Genomic DNA, 18,633 nt, shown 5'->3' with positions numbered 1-18,633 from the left:
CTAAATCAGAGACTTCGTGTGCCACACCGTCTTGGTCTCAGTCCACTGCACAACACGTTCAATTGACGGCGCCGGAACACCGATAACCGGTCCGGATACGCGCTTGAGAGTGTCTGCCGCGGCGATCTGAAGGTCAACCCACTCGAGCTGTTCTGCTCCGGCAAGGTCGAGACCATTGACATCCGCGTGGCTCGCAAGCCACGGTGCAATTTCCGCCGGAGAACCGGTGAGGATGTTGACGACACCACCGGGAACATCACTCGTCGCGAGAACCTCAGCGAGGCTGATCGCGCTGAGCGGGGCGTTCTGGTGAGCAACCACGACAACCGTGTTTCCACTGACGAGTGCCGGAGCAATGACGCTCACGAGCCCGAGCAGCGACGACGAGTCCTGCGGAGCCACAATGGCGATAACACCACTTGGCTCAGGCGTTGAGAGGTTGAAGTACGGCCCTGAAACGGGGTTACCGTTGCCAGCGACCTGCACGTACTTGTCAGCCCACCCCGCGTACCACACCCACGCATCGATCGCCGTATCCAGCTGCGCCGTTGCCGCGGCCTTCGACAGCGACTCCGTTGCCATGAGCTCGTCGATGAACTGCTCGCGACGACCCTCCAACAGTTCGGCGATGCGATACAGCACCTGGCCGCGGTTGTAGCCCGTGGCCCCCGACCAGCCGCTGAATGCTGCGCGGGCGGCGACTACGGCATCCCGAGCGTCCTTGCGGCTTGCCAGGGCAGCGTTCGCGAGGAAGGCGCCCTTCTTGGTTGCTACCTCGTAGGTGCGACCGCTTTCGCTGCGCGGAAACTTGCCACCGATGTAGAGCTTGTAGGTCTTAGGAACCGTGAGACGGGTCATTTCTTGCCACCTTTCGTGACGGCGGGCGCGGCCCATCCAGCGGATTCTAGGTAAGCGGCGAGTCCGTGACGGCCACCCTCGCGGCCGTAGCCACTCTCCTTGTAGCCACCGAACGGCGACGCAGGATCGAAACGGTTGAAGGTGTTGGCCCAGATGACACCGGCGCGCAGCTTGTCAGCCACAGCGAGGATGCGCGAGCCCTTGTCGCTCCAGATGCCCGCAGACAGCCCATAGGGCGTGTTGTTGGCCTTGGCGATGGCCTCGGCCGGCGTGCGGAACGTCAAGACACTCAGAACGGGCCCGAAGACCTCTTCGCGAGCGATGCGGCTCGAGGTCGACACGTTCGTGAAGATCGTCGGGGCGAACCAGAAACCGTTCTCAGGGATCGCGCAGTCGGCAGTCCAACGCTCGCCGCCTTCAGCTTCCCCGATGTCGCTGAGTTCGCGGATGCGGTCGAGCTGACCCTTGGAGTTGATTGCACCGATATCGGTGTTCTTATCAAGCGGGTCGCCCATTCGGAGGGTCGACAATCGCGCCTTGAGGCGGTCGACGACGTCATCGTGAATGTTCTCCTGAACCAGTAGGCGCGAACCTGCACAGCAGACGTGGCCCTGGTTGAAGAAGATGCCGTTGACGATTCCCTCGATGGCCTGGTCGATTGGCGCATCATCGAACACGATGTTTGCTGCCTTGCCACCGAGTTCGAGAGTGACTTTTTTGCCCGTTCCGGCAACCGATTTGGCGATCGCACGGCCAACGCCGGTTGACCCGGTGAAGGCGACCTTGTTGACGTCCGGGTGATTGACGAGCGCCTGGCCCGTGTCGCCGGCACCGGTGATGATGTTGACGACACCTTTCGGCAGGTCAGCCTGCTGCAAGATTTCAGCAAAGATCATTGCGCTCAACGGAGTAGTTTCGGCCGGTTTGATCACGACGGTGTTTCCCGCCGCAAGCGCCGGAGCGATCTTCCACGCGAGCATGAGCAGCGGGAAGTTCCACGGGATCACCTGAGCGGCAACACCGAGCGACTGCGGGTTCGGTCCGAGACCGGCGTAGTCGAGCTTGTCAGCCCAACCGGCGTAGTAGAAGAACCAGGCAGCAACGAGAGGCACGTCAACGTCGCGGCTCTCCTTGATCGGCTTTCCGTTGTCGAGGCTCTCGGCAACAGCAAGCTCACGAGCTCGCTCCTGCACGAGGCGCGCAATACGGAAGAGGTACTTGCCGCGGTCTGCGCCCGACAGCTTCGACCACGTGCGGTCGTAGGCCTTGCGGGCTGCAGCGACTGCGACATCCACATCAGCGCTGTTGGCGTTGGAGATCGAGGCGATCTCCTTTTCGGTTGCCGGTGAGATCGTGCTGAACGCGTCTCCGCGGCCATCCACAAATTCACCATCGATGAAGAGACCGTAGTGCTTCTTCAAGTGCAGAACCGAAGTGGACTCTGGAGCTGGCGCGTAGTCGAGAAAGCTTGGTGCTTTCACGCTTAATGCTTTGTCATTCTCAGTCATGGTGTGCCTTAGTCAATCGTGACGTAGTCGGGGCCTGAGTAGTGGCCGGTAGTGAGCTTCTGACGTTGCATGAGCACGTCATTGAGAAGACTGGATGCTCCGAAACGGAACAGGTGCGGCTGCAACCATTCCTCGCCGACAGTCTCAGCGACTGTGACGAGGTATTTGATCGCGTCTTTAGAACTGCGGATGCCGCCTGCTGGCTTCACCCCGATCTTTTCGCCGGTGAGCAAGTGCCAGTCGCGCACAACCTCGAGCATGAGGAGGGTGACGGGCAGGGTTGCGGCGGGCGAAACCTTTCCGGTGGAGGTCTTGATGAAGTCTCCCCCGGCCAGAATTGCGAGCCAGGATGCACGGCGCACATTGTCGTAGGTGTTGAGTTCGCCGGTCTCCAAGATCACCTTGAGGTGAGCGTAGGTGCCGTTCTCGCGGCGGCACGCTTCTTTGACAGCGACGATCTGGTCGAAGACAACACCGTACTTGCCCGAGAGGAAAGCGCCGCGGTCGATAACCATGTCGATTTCGTCTGCGCCGTTAGCTACGGCTTCCTTGGTGTCCATGATCTTGATCGGCAACGATGAGCGTCCGCTCGGGAACGCGGTCGCGACGGCGGCAACGTTGATTCCGTTGTCTGAACCGTTTGACCAGGATGACCCGAGGGCTTCAGCCGCGTACGGGACCATGTCGCCATAGACGCAGACGGCAGCGACCTGAGGGGTCGACGCATCCGAAGCATCCGGCAGTACAGCCTTGGCCGCGAGCGAGCGAACCTTGCCAGGTGTGTCTGCGCCCTCAAGAGTGGTGAGGTCGATGAGTTTGATGATGGTGTCGAGAGCCCATGCCTTCGACGTGGTCTTGATGGAACGCGTTCCCAGACCCGCTGCGCGCTGCTCAAGCCCAACAGCGTCAACGCCCGAGAGTCCTTCAAGGTGAAGCTTGAGAGATTTCTCGGTCAGATCTGCTCCGATGAGATTGACCGCGCGCTCAGCAGGTGCGAGCGCGATGGCCGATTCGATTGTCATGTGGTTTCCTCCAGAAGGGCGTGCGCTGTGGCCTCATCGGTGACGATGACGGAACACAGCCCACTCGTAACGACGGCGCGCGCGACGTCATGTTTAGCGTCGCCAGCGACGACAAAAATTGCGTGATCTGCTGCACGAAGCTCATCAAGACCGATACCGACCGTGCGCTCGTCTAGAGCAGAGTCGACGATCTTGCCAGCGCTGTTGATGTAACGACCAACCACGTCGCCGACGGCTCCCTTAGAGACGAGGTCATCGACATCGCTCTCGGTCAGGTAACCACTATCGACGTGGACCGAACTAGCACCAGCAACACCGGCACTATACAAATAGGCGGATGCCGAAGCACCCAGTGCACGAACGCTAGCCACAGCACGGTCGCGTTCTATCGCACGCTTCGTCTCGACCTGCTCCAGAATCGCGGGGATCGGCAGCAGCGTCGCTTGACCGTGCCCCTTCTGGGCAATGGTGACAGCAGTTTGGGCTGCGGTTCCCTGCTTACTGTTGAGACTCACACCGCCGTTGATCTGCACGACCTGCACGCCTACAGTCCAGCCGGGAGCAAGCAAACGAGCAACCTCGTCGAGCGTGCGACCCCAGCTGACGCCCAGAGTGCGCGGAACGGGGCGAACAGCGGCCAAGTAGTCGGCAGCCGCTTGAGCCACGCGAGGGTTGACCTCTTCGTCATCCGCGGGCAGCGGAACCACCACCGCATCTTTCAGACCGAAGCGGTCTCGCAACTGCCGTTCGACATCCAGCCGCCGAGCGCGGGGGTGAATGATCTCGATGCGCACGATTCCTGCTTCGCGGGCACGAGTGAGCAGTCGGCCCACTTTCCAGCGGGTAATCCCGAGAAGAGCTCCGACTTCGTCTTGAGTCTTGTTCTCTTCGTAATAGAGCTCGGCAACACGCACGGCCAAGAGCTCGGTTGATTCGTCCACTGCTGCCTCCTCCCTCAACGATAGAGTTCCTCGACGCCCGCTGCAACATATGCAGTTGCATCTGCTCAGATGAGCAGCAATTCTCACTGGGCGATGCGCACATGCGCAGCCAACACCCTCAAGCTGAATGCCACACGAAAGTCATCAGGTGAACCACGATCACCACGGACACCCAATAAGGTGGATGCCGTGACCACCACCACATCGAATCGTTATGCCCTCGCCATCGACATTGGCGGAACCAAAGTCGAGGCTGCCCTCGTAGACCCGAACGGTGTCGTTCTCGCGACGAGCCGCTTCCGAGCCCCCACGGGCCGCGCATCATCGAGCGAGCAACTCGCCGAGAGCGTGCGCACCGTCGTGCGCCAGTCGACTGCCGCCCTCCCCGATGGCGCTGAACTTCTGGGCGCTGGCATCGGTAGCGCCGGGCCCATTTCGGTATCGCGCGGCGAAGTATCGCCCCTCAACTTGCCGGCCTGGCGAGACTATGGCGTGCGCGCCCTCGTCGAAGCAGAGCTTCCCGGAATCTCCGTTGCGCTGCGTGGCGACGGAAACTGCATCGCTCTCGCTGAACACTGGATCGGCGCCGCTCAGGGAGTGAAGTACTTCATGGGAATGGTCGTCTCGACCGGTGTCGGTGGAGGACTCATCCTCGACAACCAGCTCATCGACGGCCCCACCGGCAACGGCGGCCACTTCGGGCACGTCGAAGTCGGCGGCGAGGACACCCAGTGTGGCTGCGGCGGCACCGGCTGCGTAGAAGCTGTGGCTTCCGGGCCCAAGACTGTCGAATGGGCACAAGCTCACGGCTGGAACGGCAGCACGGGAGAAGAGCTCTCGGCTGATTACGCTGCCGGAGATGAGATCGCAATTCGCGCCGTTCACCGCTCGGCACGCGCTGTCGGCCACGGAATCGCCTCGGCTACCGCTCTTGTCGACCTCGAACTTGTTGCGATCGGTGGCGGCTTCTCCCACGTCGCCGCCGACTACATTGACCTCGTCGCAGAAGCGATCACCGACCGCGCGCCGTTCCCGTTCATCACGAAGGTGCGCGTTGTGGCGTCAGGTCTCTCAAGCGACGGCCCGCTGATTGGCGCCGCCGCTCTCGTTCATCACCCCGAGCGACTCAGCAATTCCGCGCTGCAGAGCTAAAGGTCTAGTCCGCGAGTTCGCCAACGGGAATGCGTAACTCATCTTCGACGAATCGCGGCCGAGTCAGCCAGAATGCGCTGATGATGGCAAGCAAGCTAGTGGCGAGCAAGAACATCAGGGGCGCAACCCACCCACCAGAAAGCTCTCGAACTAGCGCGACAGCGAACGGGCCGAGCGCGCCGACGGTGTAGCCAACGCTCTGCACGAAACCGCTGAGAGCAGCCGAGGCGTCATGACTACGGGTGCGCAGGTTGATCAGCACAAGGCTGAGCGGGAACATGATGCTGCCAATTCCCACGAAAATAACCCACAGCCAGGTCGCAACAGTGGGAGCAAAGGCTAGCCCAAGGAAACCTGCGGCACCGGCCGCTACTCCGCCAAGCATGAGCAGACCGACGTTGGAGATTCGGCTGACCAGAATCGGGCTCACAATGCCCAGCGGAATCCCGATGAGCCCGAAGAGCGACAGCATTGCGCCAGCCTCTACAGGAGTCATTTCGGCGGACTCAATAAGAATTTCAGGAAGCCAAGCGAAGAACGAATAGAAGCTGATCGACGAGACAGCGAAGGCAATCGTGATGGCCCAGGCCGTTCTCGAATGCGCCATTGACCACACCGAAATACTGTCCGACGTCGGCAGGAGTGCTTCTTCACTCGCGACAGTGCGACGAGCATGACGTCCACGCGCCCACAACAGGAGCCACGGCACTAGCGCAGTAAGGGCCAGCAGAGCCCACACCGCCACCGATACACGCCATCCGGCAACCTCAGCCACCGGAGCAGCAAAGAACGCCGGGATCGCGGCACCCAGCGAGACGAGCATGACATAGCCGCCGGTAACCGTGCCCAAGCGATCAGGGAAGTACTTCTTTACGGCGGGAGGCAACAGGATGTTTCCGATTCCCATTCCTCCGAGAGCGATGATGCTGCCAAGAGCAAGCATGACGAAGTCATCGCTGACGGCGCGGATGCTCGAACCCAAAACCATCGCCATTGCCGCGATCAGCAAACTCGCATCAAGCCCGCGAGCACGAGCAAGTGCCGGTGCACCAAGGCCGGCAAGGGCGAACGCAACAGGGGGAAGCATTCCGAGCACTCCGAGACCCAAGCTCGAGAGCGGGATGTCGTTTTGAATTACCCCAAGAATCGGAGAAATTGCGGCGACGGCGGTGCGCACATTGAGGGCGATAAAGAGAATCCCCAGGAGGGCGAGAATGCGGCCTCTCCAGAGAGTGCGCGCGCTAGTAGTCATTCGAACTACTCTACTTCCCGTTAACCCCTCCCTCTACGATGATGGGTACAGTCGACAACTCGTGCTGGCTGCACGCCAAGGAGACACTCATGGGAAACAGCGGATTCGACCTCGGGGACATCGGAGATGTTGTCGGCGGTTTGGTTCAGGGTAAAGGTCTCGATCTCAATGCACTCGAGCCAATCTGGGAAGGCATCCAGCCCACGCTCCAGGGCCTCGATACCGACACGATCCTCGACAGGATCGGCAACTGGGCGAAAGACCTCAATCTGCCCCTCATCGGCGATGTACCCGATGACATTGTCGAGAACCTCAAGAATGGCGTTAAGGTGCCCCTCAACAAGCTCATCAAGGGCTAGCCTCAGCAACTACTTCTTGGGCGTCGCTTTCGCGGGGACGCCCAAGATGGTTCTCACGGTGTCTTCATCGCGGCCCATCTCCTCGACGAGAGAATCAATCGACGAGAACTTCACCATCCCGCGAATGAACTCAACAAACTCAATTTCGACTCGCTTGCCATAGATATCGAAGTCCTGATCGAGCGCATGGGCTTCAACCTGCTTCGCCGCCACGCCCTCAAACGTCGGATTGTTGCCGATCGATACAGCCGCCGCGAAACGTGTGCCGTCGACTATGAGCCAGGCCGCATAGACGCCATCCGCCGGAATAAAGCCTTCGGGCAATCGCTCAAGATTTGCTGTCGGATAACCCAACTCGCGACCGCGCTGCTGACCGAGAACAACGACACCTCGCACCGAATGCAGCGCCGTCAGAATGCGACCAGCTTCAGCGACCCGGCCATCAGCAAGTAGCTCTCGCACAAAGGTCGACGAAAGACGACGACCTGCCTCGAGCTCGATATCGTCGATGACGATGACCTCAAAACCGTGTTTCTTGCCCAGCGACCGCAGTAAATCGACGTCGCCAGCGCCGCGTGCACCAAAACGGAAATCTGCACCAACAAGAACGACGCGAGTCTGCAGAGCACCCGTCAGCACTGTCGTTACGAACTCTTCAGCGCTCACCTCGCTCAGCGCACGATCGAATTCCAGAACAAGAGTCGCGTCAACGCCAGTCGAACCAAGTCGTTCTAGCTTTTGCTCAAGGCTCACGAGCGGCAGTGGACACGCCTCGGGGTTCAACAAACTCATCGGATTACGATCGAAAGTCACCACAACAGAACGCAGGTCCCGCTCGGCGGCAATCTGCTGCAATCGCTCAAGAACCGCGCGATGGCCACCATGAACACCATCAAACTTGCCGATCGTTATAGCAACCGCACCAAAATCATCCGGAACAGCGTCGATCGATTCGAACAACTCCATGTCAGCGATTCTCCCGAGGTTTCTGCACCCGATACAGCCAGATGAGCCCAAGAACAGGAAGGATAAGCGGCACGAACCCGTAGCCAGCCCCGAATGACGACCACACCGTATCTGCGGGGAACAGAACAGCGTCTACGAGACTGAGCGTGCCAATGATCAGTACACCGACGAGTTCGAAAACGATTGCCACCACGGCAACCCTGAACCAGAGCGCTCCGGAACGGACAAGAGCAATCGTCGCAACAATATAGACAAGTCCCGCGAGCGCAGACAGAAGATACGCGACAGGCGCGTCATCGAACTTCGTTGCGATCTGAAAAAGCGACCGCGCGGTGGCCCCCAACGCCATAACGGCATAGACGGCGATAAGCACGCGGCCAAAACCGGTGGCGGTGGAAGAATTCTGGCTAGTCATCGCTTCAACTTTAGGCGCTCTGGGCTAGGCCAATTGCACAAACCAGATTTGGCTCATCCGGTAGACCATCACAGCGATTGAGAGGCACGCGACCCCCAACACAACGCTGCTCCAACGATTGCGTTCGATCAGTCCCCACATCACTGCAGCCGGCGGGATCAGGATGGCGGAGACCAGATAGATCCAGAACTCTAAGCCACTGCCCGTTGCCACATTTCCGAACGCTGGGGCGACAATCGCCATCACGAGCTGCACGGCCAAGAGCGCTTCAACGAGAAGCGTGGCACCCAGCGTGTAGTCGTTGGGCTTCACTCCCGCGAAACCAGCGACTATTGCCGCGGTGCCGGCAAGCACCGCCACGATCACTTGCACCCACACAAACCATTCAACCATCGTGCGGGGAACCTTCCTGGGGAACTGCTGCGGCATCCGCCGGAAAATTCGACAGGATGCGGGTGCGGCCATTGACGACTTCTGCAAGACCGACGAGCCGGCCCCCAGAGTTCACAACAGCGAGCGGGCCGGAGCCAACGGGCCCAAGCGGAATCTGCTGGCCCCGCGAGAGTTCGAACGCTTCTTCATCACTGATCTTGACAGTCTCAAAAAGGGTGCCAGCAACCTGAGCGGGAGCAACGAGCTGCTGTTCGAGATCATCCGAGAGCGTGCTCGCCATCTCGACAGCGAATGGCCCCACTTTGGTGCGTCTCAATACAGTGAGATGACCGCCTACTCCCAGCACCTCACCAACATCGCGCGCTAGCGCTCGGATGTAGGTTCCCGAGGTGCAGTCGACTCGAACCTTCACATCAATGAATTCGTCACGCACGATCTCGAGCACCTCGAAAGCGGATACCGTCACCGCGCGTTCTGCCAACACAACCTCTTCGCCGGAACGAGCAAGCGTGTAGGCGCGCCGACCGCCAACTTTGATCGCGCTGACCGAGCTGGGCCGCTGCATGATGGGGCCCGTGAATTGCGCGACCGCTTCGCCAATAGCGTCATCGCTGATCGCGGCAAGTACTGCAGCATCCGCGGGCGCTGAAAGCTCGCCATCGGCATCATCAGTATTCGACGAAGCGCCAAGCCGAATCGTTGCCGTGTACTGCTTGTCGAGGCCAACCAAGTAGGTCAGAAGCCGAGTCGCATTGTTCGCGCCGAGCACGAGAAGACCCGTGGCCATGGGATCTAGAGTGCCGGCGTGGCCAATCTTGCGTGTTCCCACGGATGCCCGAGCTCTGGCGACAACGCCGTGGCTCGTTATTCCTTGAGGCTTGTCGATGAATAGGATTCCGCTCGTCGGATTGCGCGGTGGTTTAGCCATGACCGCACCTCCCGAACCCAGCGGCCCCGGATGGGCAGCGCAACAACATTAGCCAATTCTCTCGCATCGCACACGCGTATCGACACCGCCGGTCAAGTCCCAGCCGTTCGCGCGGTCAAGCGCTTAGACTTCGACCATGCGAATTGGCATCATTGGGGCGGGTGCCGTCGGCGGCGCAATTGCGGCTTTGCTTGCGCGCGCCGGCCATGATGTCGAAGTGACAGCGCGCGGGGCGCACCTCCACTCCATTCGCCAATCTGGCATCGCGCTCACTGGCGCGTGGGGCGAAAGCACCGCCAGACTTCGCGCGGCAGCGACCCTCACGCGCGTCAACGAGCTTGTTGTCGTGGCGACAAAGGCCCACGACGCTGAGCAAGCACTTCGCGACAACATCAAATATTTGCGCAACGTTCCCGTCGTCGTTTTTCAGAACGGACTCGATTCGCTCGAGGCCGCACAGCACGCCTCGCCTCGCTCCGACATTATTGGAGGCCTCGCGACTTTCGCTTCGTCGTTCCTCTCCCCTGGCAAGATCCATGTCACCGCCGCTGGCCCCAGCTACGTCGGTGTCGCTGGAGATAACGATGTTCCTGCTCGCTATGCCGCCCACACCCTCAATGACGTCATGCCGACCTTCGTTGTGCCCAACTTTCGCGGTGCACAGTGGACAAAACTCGTCATCAATCAGGTCAACGCGCTGCCCGCGATTAGCGGCCGTAGCGTGCAAGCCGTCGTTTCACACCGAGGCCTACGACGCATAATGACAGCAAGCATGCGCGAAACAGTGCGCGTTGGGCTGGCCGGCCACATCCACTTCGAAACACTCCAGGGGCTCACCCATCGCCAATTGCGCACGTTCGCTCGAACACCGCTGCTGCTCGGCGAGCTACTCCCCCGGCTCATGGCACGGCGCATGGGCCGCACCCCCAACCCTGGCTCGACCCTTCAGAGCATTCGACGGGGCCAACCAAGCGAAGTGGACGCGCTGAACGGCGCCGTTGTGCGCACCGCAGCCGCCAACAACAGCAGCGCTCCCGTAAACGCCCTTATGGTCGAGCTCGTACACGCGGTAGAAGAACGCGGCACCTTCTTCAGCCCCGATGACATCGCCGCCCGCTATGCGGCTCTCACGAGTGGCAACTGAGAATTCGGCCGCAGATCTCGTCATACTTTCGCGGCTGATTCGAGAATGGTTCGTCGAGAACGGTCGTGAATTGCCGTGGCGCCAGGATGGCTACGGCGCCTGGGGCATCTTGGTCAGCGAAATCATGCTGCAACAAACCCCGGTCATCCGAGTCATACCGCGACTCGAGCAATGGCTCGAGCGGTGGCCGACACCGGCTGCACTCGCCTCAGCGCCTCCCGGCGATGCCGTACGGGCGTGGGAACGGCTTGGGTACCCCCGACGTGCGCTCAACCTCCACGCCGCGGCCACAGCAATTACTGAGCACCACGGCGGAATTGTGCCGGAGGATGTGCCAACGCTCATGGCTCTTCCCGGCATAGGTGACTACACCGCTCGCGCTGTCGCCGCCTTCGCCTACGGTCACCGGCATCCGGTCGTCGACACCAATGTTCGGCGAGTAATTGCACGAGCAGTGCGCGGTCAGGGCGAAGCGGGGCCGCCGTCAACGAAACGTGACCTCGCAGCGATGGAAGAACTGCTGCCAGCCGAACGCGATGCGGCTCGCGCAACTAACGCTGCGGTCATGGAACTTGGTGCCATCGTCTGCACCGCGAGAAAGCCGCTGTGTGACGAGTGCCCGATTAGGGAGCACTGCCAGTGGCGTGCCGCGGGCTACCCGCTGTATGAGGGAAAACGGCAAGCCACCCAAAAACGGTTCGAGGGATCCGACCGCCAAGTGCGGGGCCTGATCCTCGCCGAATTGCGCGCAAGCGATGTACCGGTGACGGCAGAAGAAATTGCCCAAGTGTGGCCAGAAAGTGTCCAACGAAATCGAGCCATCGCTGGGCTCCTCGCGGACGGCCTCGCCGTGAAAGTGGGCGCCGACTACGAGTTGCCGTAGTCGAATGCTCTTATGCTCTAGTCGTCTTTGCTGACGTAAACGGCGTCGTCATCGTCATCGTCATCGTCATCGTCATCGTCGAAGCCAGCAGCTTCTTCATCGGCGGCGATATCGCGCGGTTTGACGTAAGGGTCTTCATCGCCGGCGTAGGTAGCGTTCTGCTTGAGCGAACCGATCGATGCGTCACGCTGATGGGCCTCGGTGAGGAGGGAATCGATCAGTGCGGCGTTCTCGGGAATTCCATCGGGAATGAACTCAATCGACGGGGTGAGCCGTGCGGTGAGATTCTTCCCAACTTCGCGACGAACAAGACCGGTAGCGGATTTGAGGGCGGCGGCGCTGTCGAGGCGCTCCTCATCTGTTCCGTAGACGGTGAAGAAGATTGAGGCGTGCTGCAAGTCACCGGTAACACGAACGTCAGTGATTGTGACAAATCCGAGTCGCGGATCTCTGATGCCACGCTCTAGCGTCTTCGCAACGATTACTTTGATGCGGTCGGCCATTTTTGCCGCACGAGCTGCGTCAACCATCTCTACTCCTTCTATAACTTTTGCTGCCTCAAGATTAACTGAGGCGTTGACGGCAACCTGAGCAGGAAGCTCGAGGAGCCTGCGTAGCTCCGCTTCCTGCTCAGGTTGCCGTCATAAGCCAACGAGTTAGACTCGCGGCTTTTCCTTCATTTCAATTGTCTCGATCTCGTCACCGATTTGGATGTCGTTGAACTTGCCAAGTCCGATACCGGCTTCATAGTCGGTGCGAACTTCAGTGACGTCATCCTTGAAGCGACGCAGCGAGTCGATTGCGAGGTTGTCGCCAACGACGACACCTTCGCGGATAACTCGTGCTTTGGCGTTTCGCGTGATCGTTCCCGAGCGCACGATGACACCGGCGATGTTTCCGACCTTGGAGGAACGGAAGATCTCGCGGATCTCGGCAACACCAGACTGAACTTCTTCGAATTCTGGCTTGAGCATGCCCTTGAGCGAGTTCTCGACGTCTTCGAGTGCTGCGTAGATGACCGAGTAGAAACGAACGTCGACACCTTCGCGAGCGGCACGTTCCCGTGCCTTCGGGTCGGGGCGAACGTTGAATCCAATGATGATTGCGTTGTCGACGGTAGCGAGGTTGATGTCGCTCTCGGTAACAGCACCAACACCGCGGTGGATGATGCGCAGCTGAACCGAGTCATCAACATCAATCTTGAGGAGCGACTCTTCGAGGGCTTCAACAGCACCCGATACGTCACCCTTGATGATGAGGTTGAGCGATTCGACCTTGCCATCTTCGAGGGCCTTCGTGAAGTCCTCGAGGCTGATGCGCTTGCGGCTACGAGCGAGCATTGCGTTGCGCTCTGCTGCTTCACGCTTTTCGGCGATCTGACGAGCCATGCGGTCATCGTCGGTAACCAAGAACACGTCGCCGGCCTTGGGTACTGAGGTCAAACCGAGCACAGCAACCGGACGCGACGGCTCAGCCTTGAGGACAGAGTCGCCGTTCTCGTCGAACATTGCACGAACGCGACCGTAAGCGGTTCCGGCAACGATGGGGTCTCCGACCGAAAGCGTTCCCGACTGGATGAGCACGGTAGCAACAGCACCGCGACCCTTGTCGAGCTTGGCTTCAATCGCAACACCACGAGCATCCTTGTTGGGGTTTGCGCGCAGGTCGAGCCCAGCATCCGCTGTCAGGAGCACAGCGTCAAGAAGCTCGGTGATACCGATCTTGTTGAGCGCCGAGACGTCCATGAACATCGTGTCTCCGCCGTACTCTTCGGCCACGAGGCCGAATTCGGTGAGCTGCTGACGTACCTTGGCCGGGTTTGCACCCTCTTTGTCGATCTTGTTGATTGCGACAACGATCGGAACATTTGCTGCCTGAGCGTGGTTGAGGGCTTCAACCGTCTGGGGCATGATTCCGTCATCTGCAGCAACCACGAGGATCGCAACGTCGGTGACCTGAGCACCACGAGCACGCATGGCGGTGAACGCCTCGTGACCCGGGGTGTCAATGAAGGTAATCGGACGCTCGAGGCCGTCGTGCTCTTTGACAACCTGGTAGGCACCAATGTGCTGCGTGATGCCTCCGGCTTCGCCAGCGACAACGTTGGCGTTACGGATAGCGTCAAGCAACTTGGTCTTACCGTGGTCGACGTGACCCATAACGGTGACAACGGGAGGGCGAATTACGAGTTCGTCTTCCGACTCGTCTTCAAGTTCTTGATCGAGGTCCATGTCGAAGCCGAGCAGCAGTTCGCGATCTTCTTCTTCTGGCGAGACCATTTCGATCTTGAAGCCGAGCTCTTCGCCCAAGATGTCGAACGTTGCCTCGTCGAGAGACTCCGTTGCCGTTGCCATCTGTCCCAAGTGGAACAGTACGGTAACGAGGTTTCCGGGGCTTGTGTCGATCTTGTCGGCAAAGTCGGTGATCGATGCGCCACGGCGAAGGCGAATTACTTCCTTGCCGTTTCCGCGGGGGACGCTAACGCCACCAAGCGAAGGAGCTTCTCTCAGTTCGAACTCTGCCCGCTTCGCCCGCTTCGACTTGCGTGCCTTGCTCTTGCCGCCACCGCGACCGAAAGCACCAGCAGTGCCGCCACCTGGACCGCGACCACGACCGCCGCCTGGCGGACGGTTGGGTCCAAAGTTATTGGGTGCGCCGCCTGGACGAGCACCGGCTCCAGCACCAGCGCCACCGGGACGCTGACCGCCACCGGCACCTGGGCCACCTGGACGCTGACCGAAGCCACCGGGGCGTGCGCTCTGGCCAGGGCCGCCTGGGCGCGGAGCGCCTGGACGAACTGAGCCGGGGCGAGCAGTGCCTGGGCGAGGTGCACCCGGACGAGGAAGTCCGGGGCGAGGTGCGCCTGGGCGAGGAATTGAGCTGTTGCCGCCGCTTGCAGCGGGACGCCCCATTCCCTGGTTAGAGGCAAAGGGGTTGTTTCCCGGACGAGGTGTACCCGGACGAGGAACAGAGGATGGGCTCGGAGTCGCAGCGGCGTTGCCCTCTGGCTTCGCTCCAGACTCAGCGGATGCTTTCTCTGCAGCCAAAGCCTTTTCGGCAGCGAGTGCCTGAGCTTGACGCTCGGCGACAGTCAACGGTGCGGGGGCCGCGCCCTCTTCTGATTCGTGAGTCGGCTCGGGCGCTGGCGTAGGAGCCGGGGCTTCTACAACAACCTCTGCCGGGGTCGGAGCACTAGGCACCGGGGTCTTGGGTTTTGGCGCAGCTTTCGGCGCGGCCTTGGGAGCAGCCTTGGGCTTCTCTGGCTCTGCCGGTGCTTTCGCAGCGTCTGCTTCTAGAGCAGCTTTTAGCCGTCGTGCGACGGGTGGTTCAATGCTTGACGAAGGGCCTTTAACGAATTCGCCCATTTCTTTGAGCTTCGCTAGTGCAGCCTTGCTATCGACGCCTGCTTCGGCGGCAACTTCGTGTACGCGTGGTTTGGAAGCCACATTTCTCCTGTCTGGGTCTGCTCCCAGACAGGGGCAGACCGCTAATTACGGACGGAACTCATTTCGAGCCGCTCATTAGTTGTCCATAGGTCAATCAGCCTGTTCGTTAGGGGACATCGGTTGATGTCCCGTCTCATATTCAGCTAACACTGAAAGAAGTGTTCCGGTATCTAGTGGCAACTTCACCTTCAATGCACGCTCAAAAGCCCTGCGTTTGACTGCAGACTCTAAACACGTGGATGTGGGGTGGAGCCACGCACCGCGACCCGGACGTGTGGCCGAATGGTCGGCCACAACCGCACCGTGAGATGCGATAACCCTCAGTAACGAGGATCTGCTGCCGCTTGCGCGACAGCCAATACACGTTCTTACTGCGTCCATGATACCCCTACTCTCCAATCCCGCACTCCCCCGCGCCCAGTATCGGCACGTCAGCAGCGCTGGGGAGCGACACACAACCGCGGTCAGCCCTAACTCACGGGGAGCAGAGCCTGCCGCAGTCGTATGACTACTCGTCGTCGAGAATCGAGTCTGGCTGGATGTCGATGCGGGCGCCGGTCAGTTTTGCTGCCAGGCGCGCATTTTGTCCTTCTTTACCGATTGCCAGTGAAAGCTGGTAATCGGGAACGAGGGCACGAACAGCTTTGGTTGCTTCGTCGATGACAAACGAGCTGGACACCTTGGCGGGCGAAAGCGCGTTTGCGACGAAAACAGCAAGATTCTCCGAGTAGTCGACAATGTCGATCTTTTCGTTGTTGAGTTCTGCTGTGACCGCGCGAACACGCTGTCCAAGCTCGCCGATGCATGATCCCTTGGCGTTGATTCCCGTTTCGGTCGCCCGCACGGCCATCTTGGTGCGGTGACCGGCTTCGCGGGCCACCGACGTGATCTCGACAAGTCCGCTTGCAATCTCGGGGACTTCAAGGGCAAAAAGCTTGCGTACGAGCGAAGGATGCGTGCGGCTGACCGTAATCTGGGGCCCCTTATCGCCCTTGTTCACTGCGGTGACATAGACACGAAGTCGTGAACCGTGCTTGTACTCTTCGCTCGGAACCTGCTCTTCTGGAGGCATAATCGCCTCGACGGTTCCCAGATCAATGTGGATCATTCGAGGGTTAGGACCCTGTTGAATGACGCCAGCAACAATGTCGCCTTCACGACCTTTGAATTCGCCGAGAACTTTGTCGTCACCGATGTCGCGAAGCCGTTGGTTAATTACCTGCTTCGCTGCGAACGCGGCAATACGACCAAAATCGCTCGGGCTGTCTTCAGCCTCACCGATGATTGCGCCTTCGTCGTCGTATTCAGGAACCCACACACTGACGTGGCCAGTCTTGCGGTCGAGTACGACGCGAGCAGTCGGCGCAAGTTCTGCGACCTTACCTTCGGGAGCCTCAACGTGCTTGAGATAGGCACTCATGATTGCCTGCTCAATGATCTGCACTAGCTCTTCGAACGGTATCTCTCGCTCGCGCTCCATCATGCGCAGCACGCTCAAGTCGATATCCATTGAGGGCCTCCGATATTCATTTAGGGGTGATAAACCGGAGCCTCACTGGCTCCGAATAGGCTAGTTTAGCCGCCTCAGGCGAGCAGCGCCGCACCAACCTCGTCGATGCTCGTGCTGGTGCGCTCGTTTGTCGTACGATCCCAGACTTCGACCATTCCGTTGGCAGCATCACGACCGACAATGACGATCTTGGGCACACCGAGCAGCTCAGCGTCGCCAAACTTTACGCCGGGCGAAACTTTGAGGCGGTCGTCGAAGAGCACGTCGAGTCCGGCGCTTTCGAGCGAAGACACCAAGTTCTCAGCGGTCTCGAAAATGAGCGGGTCTTTTCCTGCCGCCACGATATGAACGTCGAAAGGGCTGATGTTTTTCGGCCAGAGCAAGCCCTTACCGTCGTTGGTGGTCTCAGCGATGGCGGCCATGAGGCGAGTAACCCCGATGCCGTAAGAGCCCATCGTGACGGTCACAAGCTTGCCGTTCTCATCGAGCACCTTGAGTCCGAGAACCTCGGCATATTTGCGGCCGAGCTGGAAGACGTGCCCAATCTCCATTCCGCGAGCGGTTTCGATGGGTCCGCTGCCGTCAGGAGCCGGGTCACCGGCGCGGACATCGGAAATCTCTACAGTGCCGTCGGCAATGAAATCACGACCGGCGACAAGACCGAGAACGTGCTTCTCGTGGATGTTTGCCCCGGTGATCCACTGAGTTCCATCAACGACACGGGGATCGAGCATGAAACGGACACCGGTTGCTGACTTCTCACCGATAACGGCACCCTCGGGTGACCACGGGCCGATGTAACCCTTGACAAAGCCGGGGTTGCCCTCGAGCTTGGCAAGGGTGGCGAAATCTTCTGGAGTTGCCGCTTCGACCTCAGCAGGCGCGAAGGCAACCTCAGCGCGCTTGAGATCAACATCGCGGTCGCCTGGCAGCCCAACAACAACAAGCTCGCGGGATCCATCGAGCGAGCTGAGCGCCAAGACAACGTTCTTGAGCGTGTCTCCCGCAGTCCACTGGCGGTCAGCGCGAGGCTGCTGCTCGTTCGCTAGAGCGACAAGCGTGTCGATCGTTGGTGTGTTTGGCGAATCAAAAATGAGCGGTTTAGGAAGCCCATCAATGGGAAGCGACTCTGGGACTGTTGTGCGGTACGCCTCAACGTTCGCGGCATAGCCTCCAGCAGAGCGAACAAACGTGTCTTCGCCGATAGGGGTTGGATGCAAGAACTCTTCGCTCTTCGAGCCACCCATGGCTCCAGCATCCGCAGCAACCACGACGTACTCAAGGCCCAAGCGAGCGAAGATTCGCTCGTAGGCGTCACGGTGCTGCTGATACGAAACGTCGAGGCCGGCATCCGTGTAATCGAAAGAGTAGCTGTCTTTCATCGAGAACTCGCGACCACGCAATAGGCCCGCGCGAGGGCGTGCTTCGTCACGGTACTTGTCCTGGATTTGGTACAGCGCCAGCGGAAGATCCTTGTAGCTCGAGTACAGGTCTTTCACGAGCAGCGTGAAGACCTCTTCGTGCGTTGGCGCCAAAAGATAGTCAGCCCCGCGGCGGTCCTGAAGACGAAAAATACCGTCACCATACTCAGCCCAACGACCAGTCAACTCATAGGGCTCGCGCGGCAGCAACGCCGGAAAGTGCACCTCTTGCGCGCCAAACGATTCAAGCTCATCGCGGATGATCGCCTCGATATTGCGGCGAACCTTGAGACCAAGTGGCAACCACGCAAAGACACCAGGAGCCTGACGACGGATGTAACCGGCACGCACCAAAAGGCGGTGACTGGCTACCTCAGCATCGACGGGGTCTTCGCGGAGCGTGCGGACAAAGAGTTGAGAAAGACGTGTAGACAC

At 59.9% G+C, this 18,633-nt stretch carries 18 protein-coding genes; 4 read left to right on the top strand and 14 right to left on the bottom strand.

Annotated elements, in window-relative coordinates; all coding sequences use genetic code 11:
• Genes AC061P_RS05310 through AC061P_RS05295 form a run of 4 tightly spaced genes read right to left on the bottom strand, consistent with a single transcriptional unit; the run spans position 1 to position 4,329 of the window.
• Entirely contained in the window at positions 1–858 is an 858-nt protein-coding gene (locus AC061P_RS05310) for an aldehyde dehydrogenase family protein (RefSeq protein ID WP_449648916.1), read from the bottom strand.
• Positions 855–2,366: an aldehyde dehydrogenase family protein gene (locus tag AC061P_RS05305; RefSeq protein ID WP_449648915.1), complete on the bottom strand. Its 1,512-nt coding sequence runs from the start codon at positions 2,364–2,366 to the stop codon at positions 855–857. The genes AC061P_RS05310 and AC061P_RS05305 overlap by 4 nt, the downstream gene beginning before the upstream one ends.
• 8 nt (positions 2,367–2,374) lie before the next feature.
• Complete coding sequence (deoC, locus tag AC061P_RS05300; RefSeq protein ID WP_449648914.1) at positions 2,375–3,388, bottom strand: deoxyribose-phosphate aldolase; 1,014 nt, start codon at positions 3,386–3,388, stop codon at positions 2,375–2,377.
• Positions 3,385–4,329 (bottom strand): sugar-binding transcriptional regulator, encoded by a 945-nt coding sequence (locus tag AC061P_RS05295; RefSeq protein ID WP_480392021.1) that lies wholly within the window; start codon positions 4,327–4,329, stop codon positions 3,385–3,387. The genes deoC and AC061P_RS05295 overlap by 4 nt, the downstream gene beginning before the upstream one ends.
• Before the next feature lie 189 nt (positions 4,330–4,518).
• Here AC061P_RS05295 and AC061P_RS05290 point away from each other — a divergent pair, with 189 nt between their 5' ends.
• Positions 4,519–5,481: an ROK family protein gene (locus tag AC061P_RS05290; RefSeq protein WP_480392020.1), complete on the top strand. Its 963-nt coding sequence runs from the start codon at positions 4,519–4,521 to the stop codon at positions 5,479–5,481.
• Between the two features lie 4 nt (positions 5,482–5,485).
• On the opposite strand, the gene AC061P_RS05285 is transcribed toward AC061P_RS05290, so the two are convergent.
• Positions 5,486–6,733 carry an MFS transporter gene (locus tag AC061P_RS05285; RefSeq protein ID WP_480392019.1) on the bottom strand — a complete coding sequence of 416 codons (1,248 nt, stop codon included), beginning with the start codon at positions 6,731–6,733 and terminating at the stop codon, positions 5,486–5,488.
• 89 nt (positions 6,734–6,822) lie between these two features.
• On the opposite strand from AC061P_RS05285, the gene AC061P_RS05280 reads away from it, so the two are divergent.
• Positions 6,823–7,092, top strand: coding sequence for a hypothetical protein (locus AC061P_RS05280; RefSeq protein WP_480392018.1), 270 nt, complete (start codon positions 6,823–6,825; stop codon positions 7,090–7,092).
• A gap of 9 nt (positions 7,093–7,101) precedes the next feature.
• Here AC061P_RS05280 and AC061P_RS05275 read toward each other — a convergent pair whose 3' ends face one another.
• From AC061P_RS05275 to truB, 4 genes are read right to left on the bottom strand one after another with little or no spacing between them, the layout of a single operon-like run.
• The gene (locus AC061P_RS05275; protein ID WP_449648909.1) at positions 7,102–8,058 is read right to left on the bottom strand and encodes a bifunctional riboflavin kinase/FAD synthetase; all 957 of its coding nucleotides are present in this window, start codon (positions 8,056–8,058) and stop codon (positions 7,102–7,104) included.
• Position 8,059: 1 nt separating this feature from the next.
• On the bottom strand, positions 8,060–8,473 hold the full coding sequence (locus tag AC061P_RS05270; protein WP_480392017.1) for a hypothetical protein: 414 nt from the start codon (positions 8,471–8,473) through the stop codon (positions 8,060–8,062).
• Between the two features lie 24 nt (positions 8,474–8,497).
• Positions 8,498–8,866 (bottom strand): hypothetical protein, encoded by a 369-nt coding sequence (locus AC061P_RS05265; RefSeq protein WP_449648907.1) that lies wholly within the window; start codon positions 8,864–8,866, stop codon positions 8,498–8,500.
• Positions 8,859–9,794, bottom strand: coding sequence for a tRNA pseudouridine(55) synthase TruB (truB, locus tag AC061P_RS05260; RefSeq protein ID WP_480392016.1), 936 nt, complete (start codon positions 9,792–9,794; stop codon positions 8,859–8,861). The genes AC061P_RS05265 and truB overlap by 8 nt, the downstream gene beginning before the upstream one ends.
• A 136-nt stretch (positions 9,795–9,930) precedes the next feature.
• Between truB and AC061P_RS05255 the strand changes: the two genes are divergently transcribed.
• Positions 9,931–10,938, top strand: coding sequence for a ketopantoate reductase family protein (locus tag AC061P_RS05255; protein WP_480392015.1), 1,008 nt, complete (start codon positions 9,931–9,933; stop codon positions 10,936–10,938).
• Positions 10,928–11,821: an HhH-GPD family protein gene (locus AC061P_RS05250; protein WP_480392014.1), complete on the top strand. Its 894-nt coding sequence runs from the start codon at positions 10,928–10,930 to the stop codon at positions 11,819–11,821. Before AC061P_RS05255 ends, AC061P_RS05250 begins: the two co-directional genes overlap by 11 nt.
• A gap of 17 nt (positions 11,822–11,838) precedes the next feature.
• Here AC061P_RS05250 and rbfA read toward each other — a convergent pair whose 3' ends face one another.
• The 5 genes from rbfA to AC061P_RS05225 all read right to left on the bottom strand — a co-directional run bounded on the left by rbfA (position 11,839) and on the right by AC061P_RS05225 (position 18,633).
• On the bottom strand, positions 11,839–12,351 hold the full coding sequence (gene rbfA / locus AC061P_RS05245) for a 30S ribosome-binding factor RbfA (protein WP_480392013.1): 513 nt from the start codon (positions 12,349–12,351) through the stop codon (positions 11,839–11,841).
• A gap of 126 nt (positions 12,352–12,477) precedes the next feature.
• A complete protein-coding gene (gene infB, locus AC061P_RS05240; protein ID WP_480392012.1) occupies positions 12,478–15,267 on the bottom strand; it encodes a translation initiation factor IF-2 in 2,790 nt (929 codons plus the stop codon).
• Positions 15,268–15,357: 90 nt separating this feature from the next.
• Entirely contained in the window at positions 15,358–15,648 is a 291-nt protein-coding gene (locus tag AC061P_RS05235) for a YlxR family protein (RefSeq protein WP_449648901.1), read from the bottom strand.
• A 127-nt stretch (positions 15,649–15,775) separates the two neighbouring features.
• Positions 15,776–16,777, bottom strand: coding sequence for a transcription termination factor NusA (nusA, locus tag AC061P_RS05230; protein ID WP_480392011.1), 1,002 nt, complete (start codon positions 16,775–16,777; stop codon positions 15,776–15,778).
• Positions 16,778–16,851: 74 nt separating this feature from the next.
• Positions 16,852–18,633, bottom strand: coding sequence for a proline--tRNA ligase (locus tag AC061P_RS05225; protein WP_449648899.1), 1,782 nt, complete (start codon positions 18,631–18,633; stop codon positions 16,852–16,854).

The sequence above is a fragment of the Rhodoglobus sp. G.S.4 genome (assembly GCF_056619605.1).
Note: the sequence above shows the minus strand (reverse complement) of the source record. Positions and strands in the feature narration are given on the sequence as shown.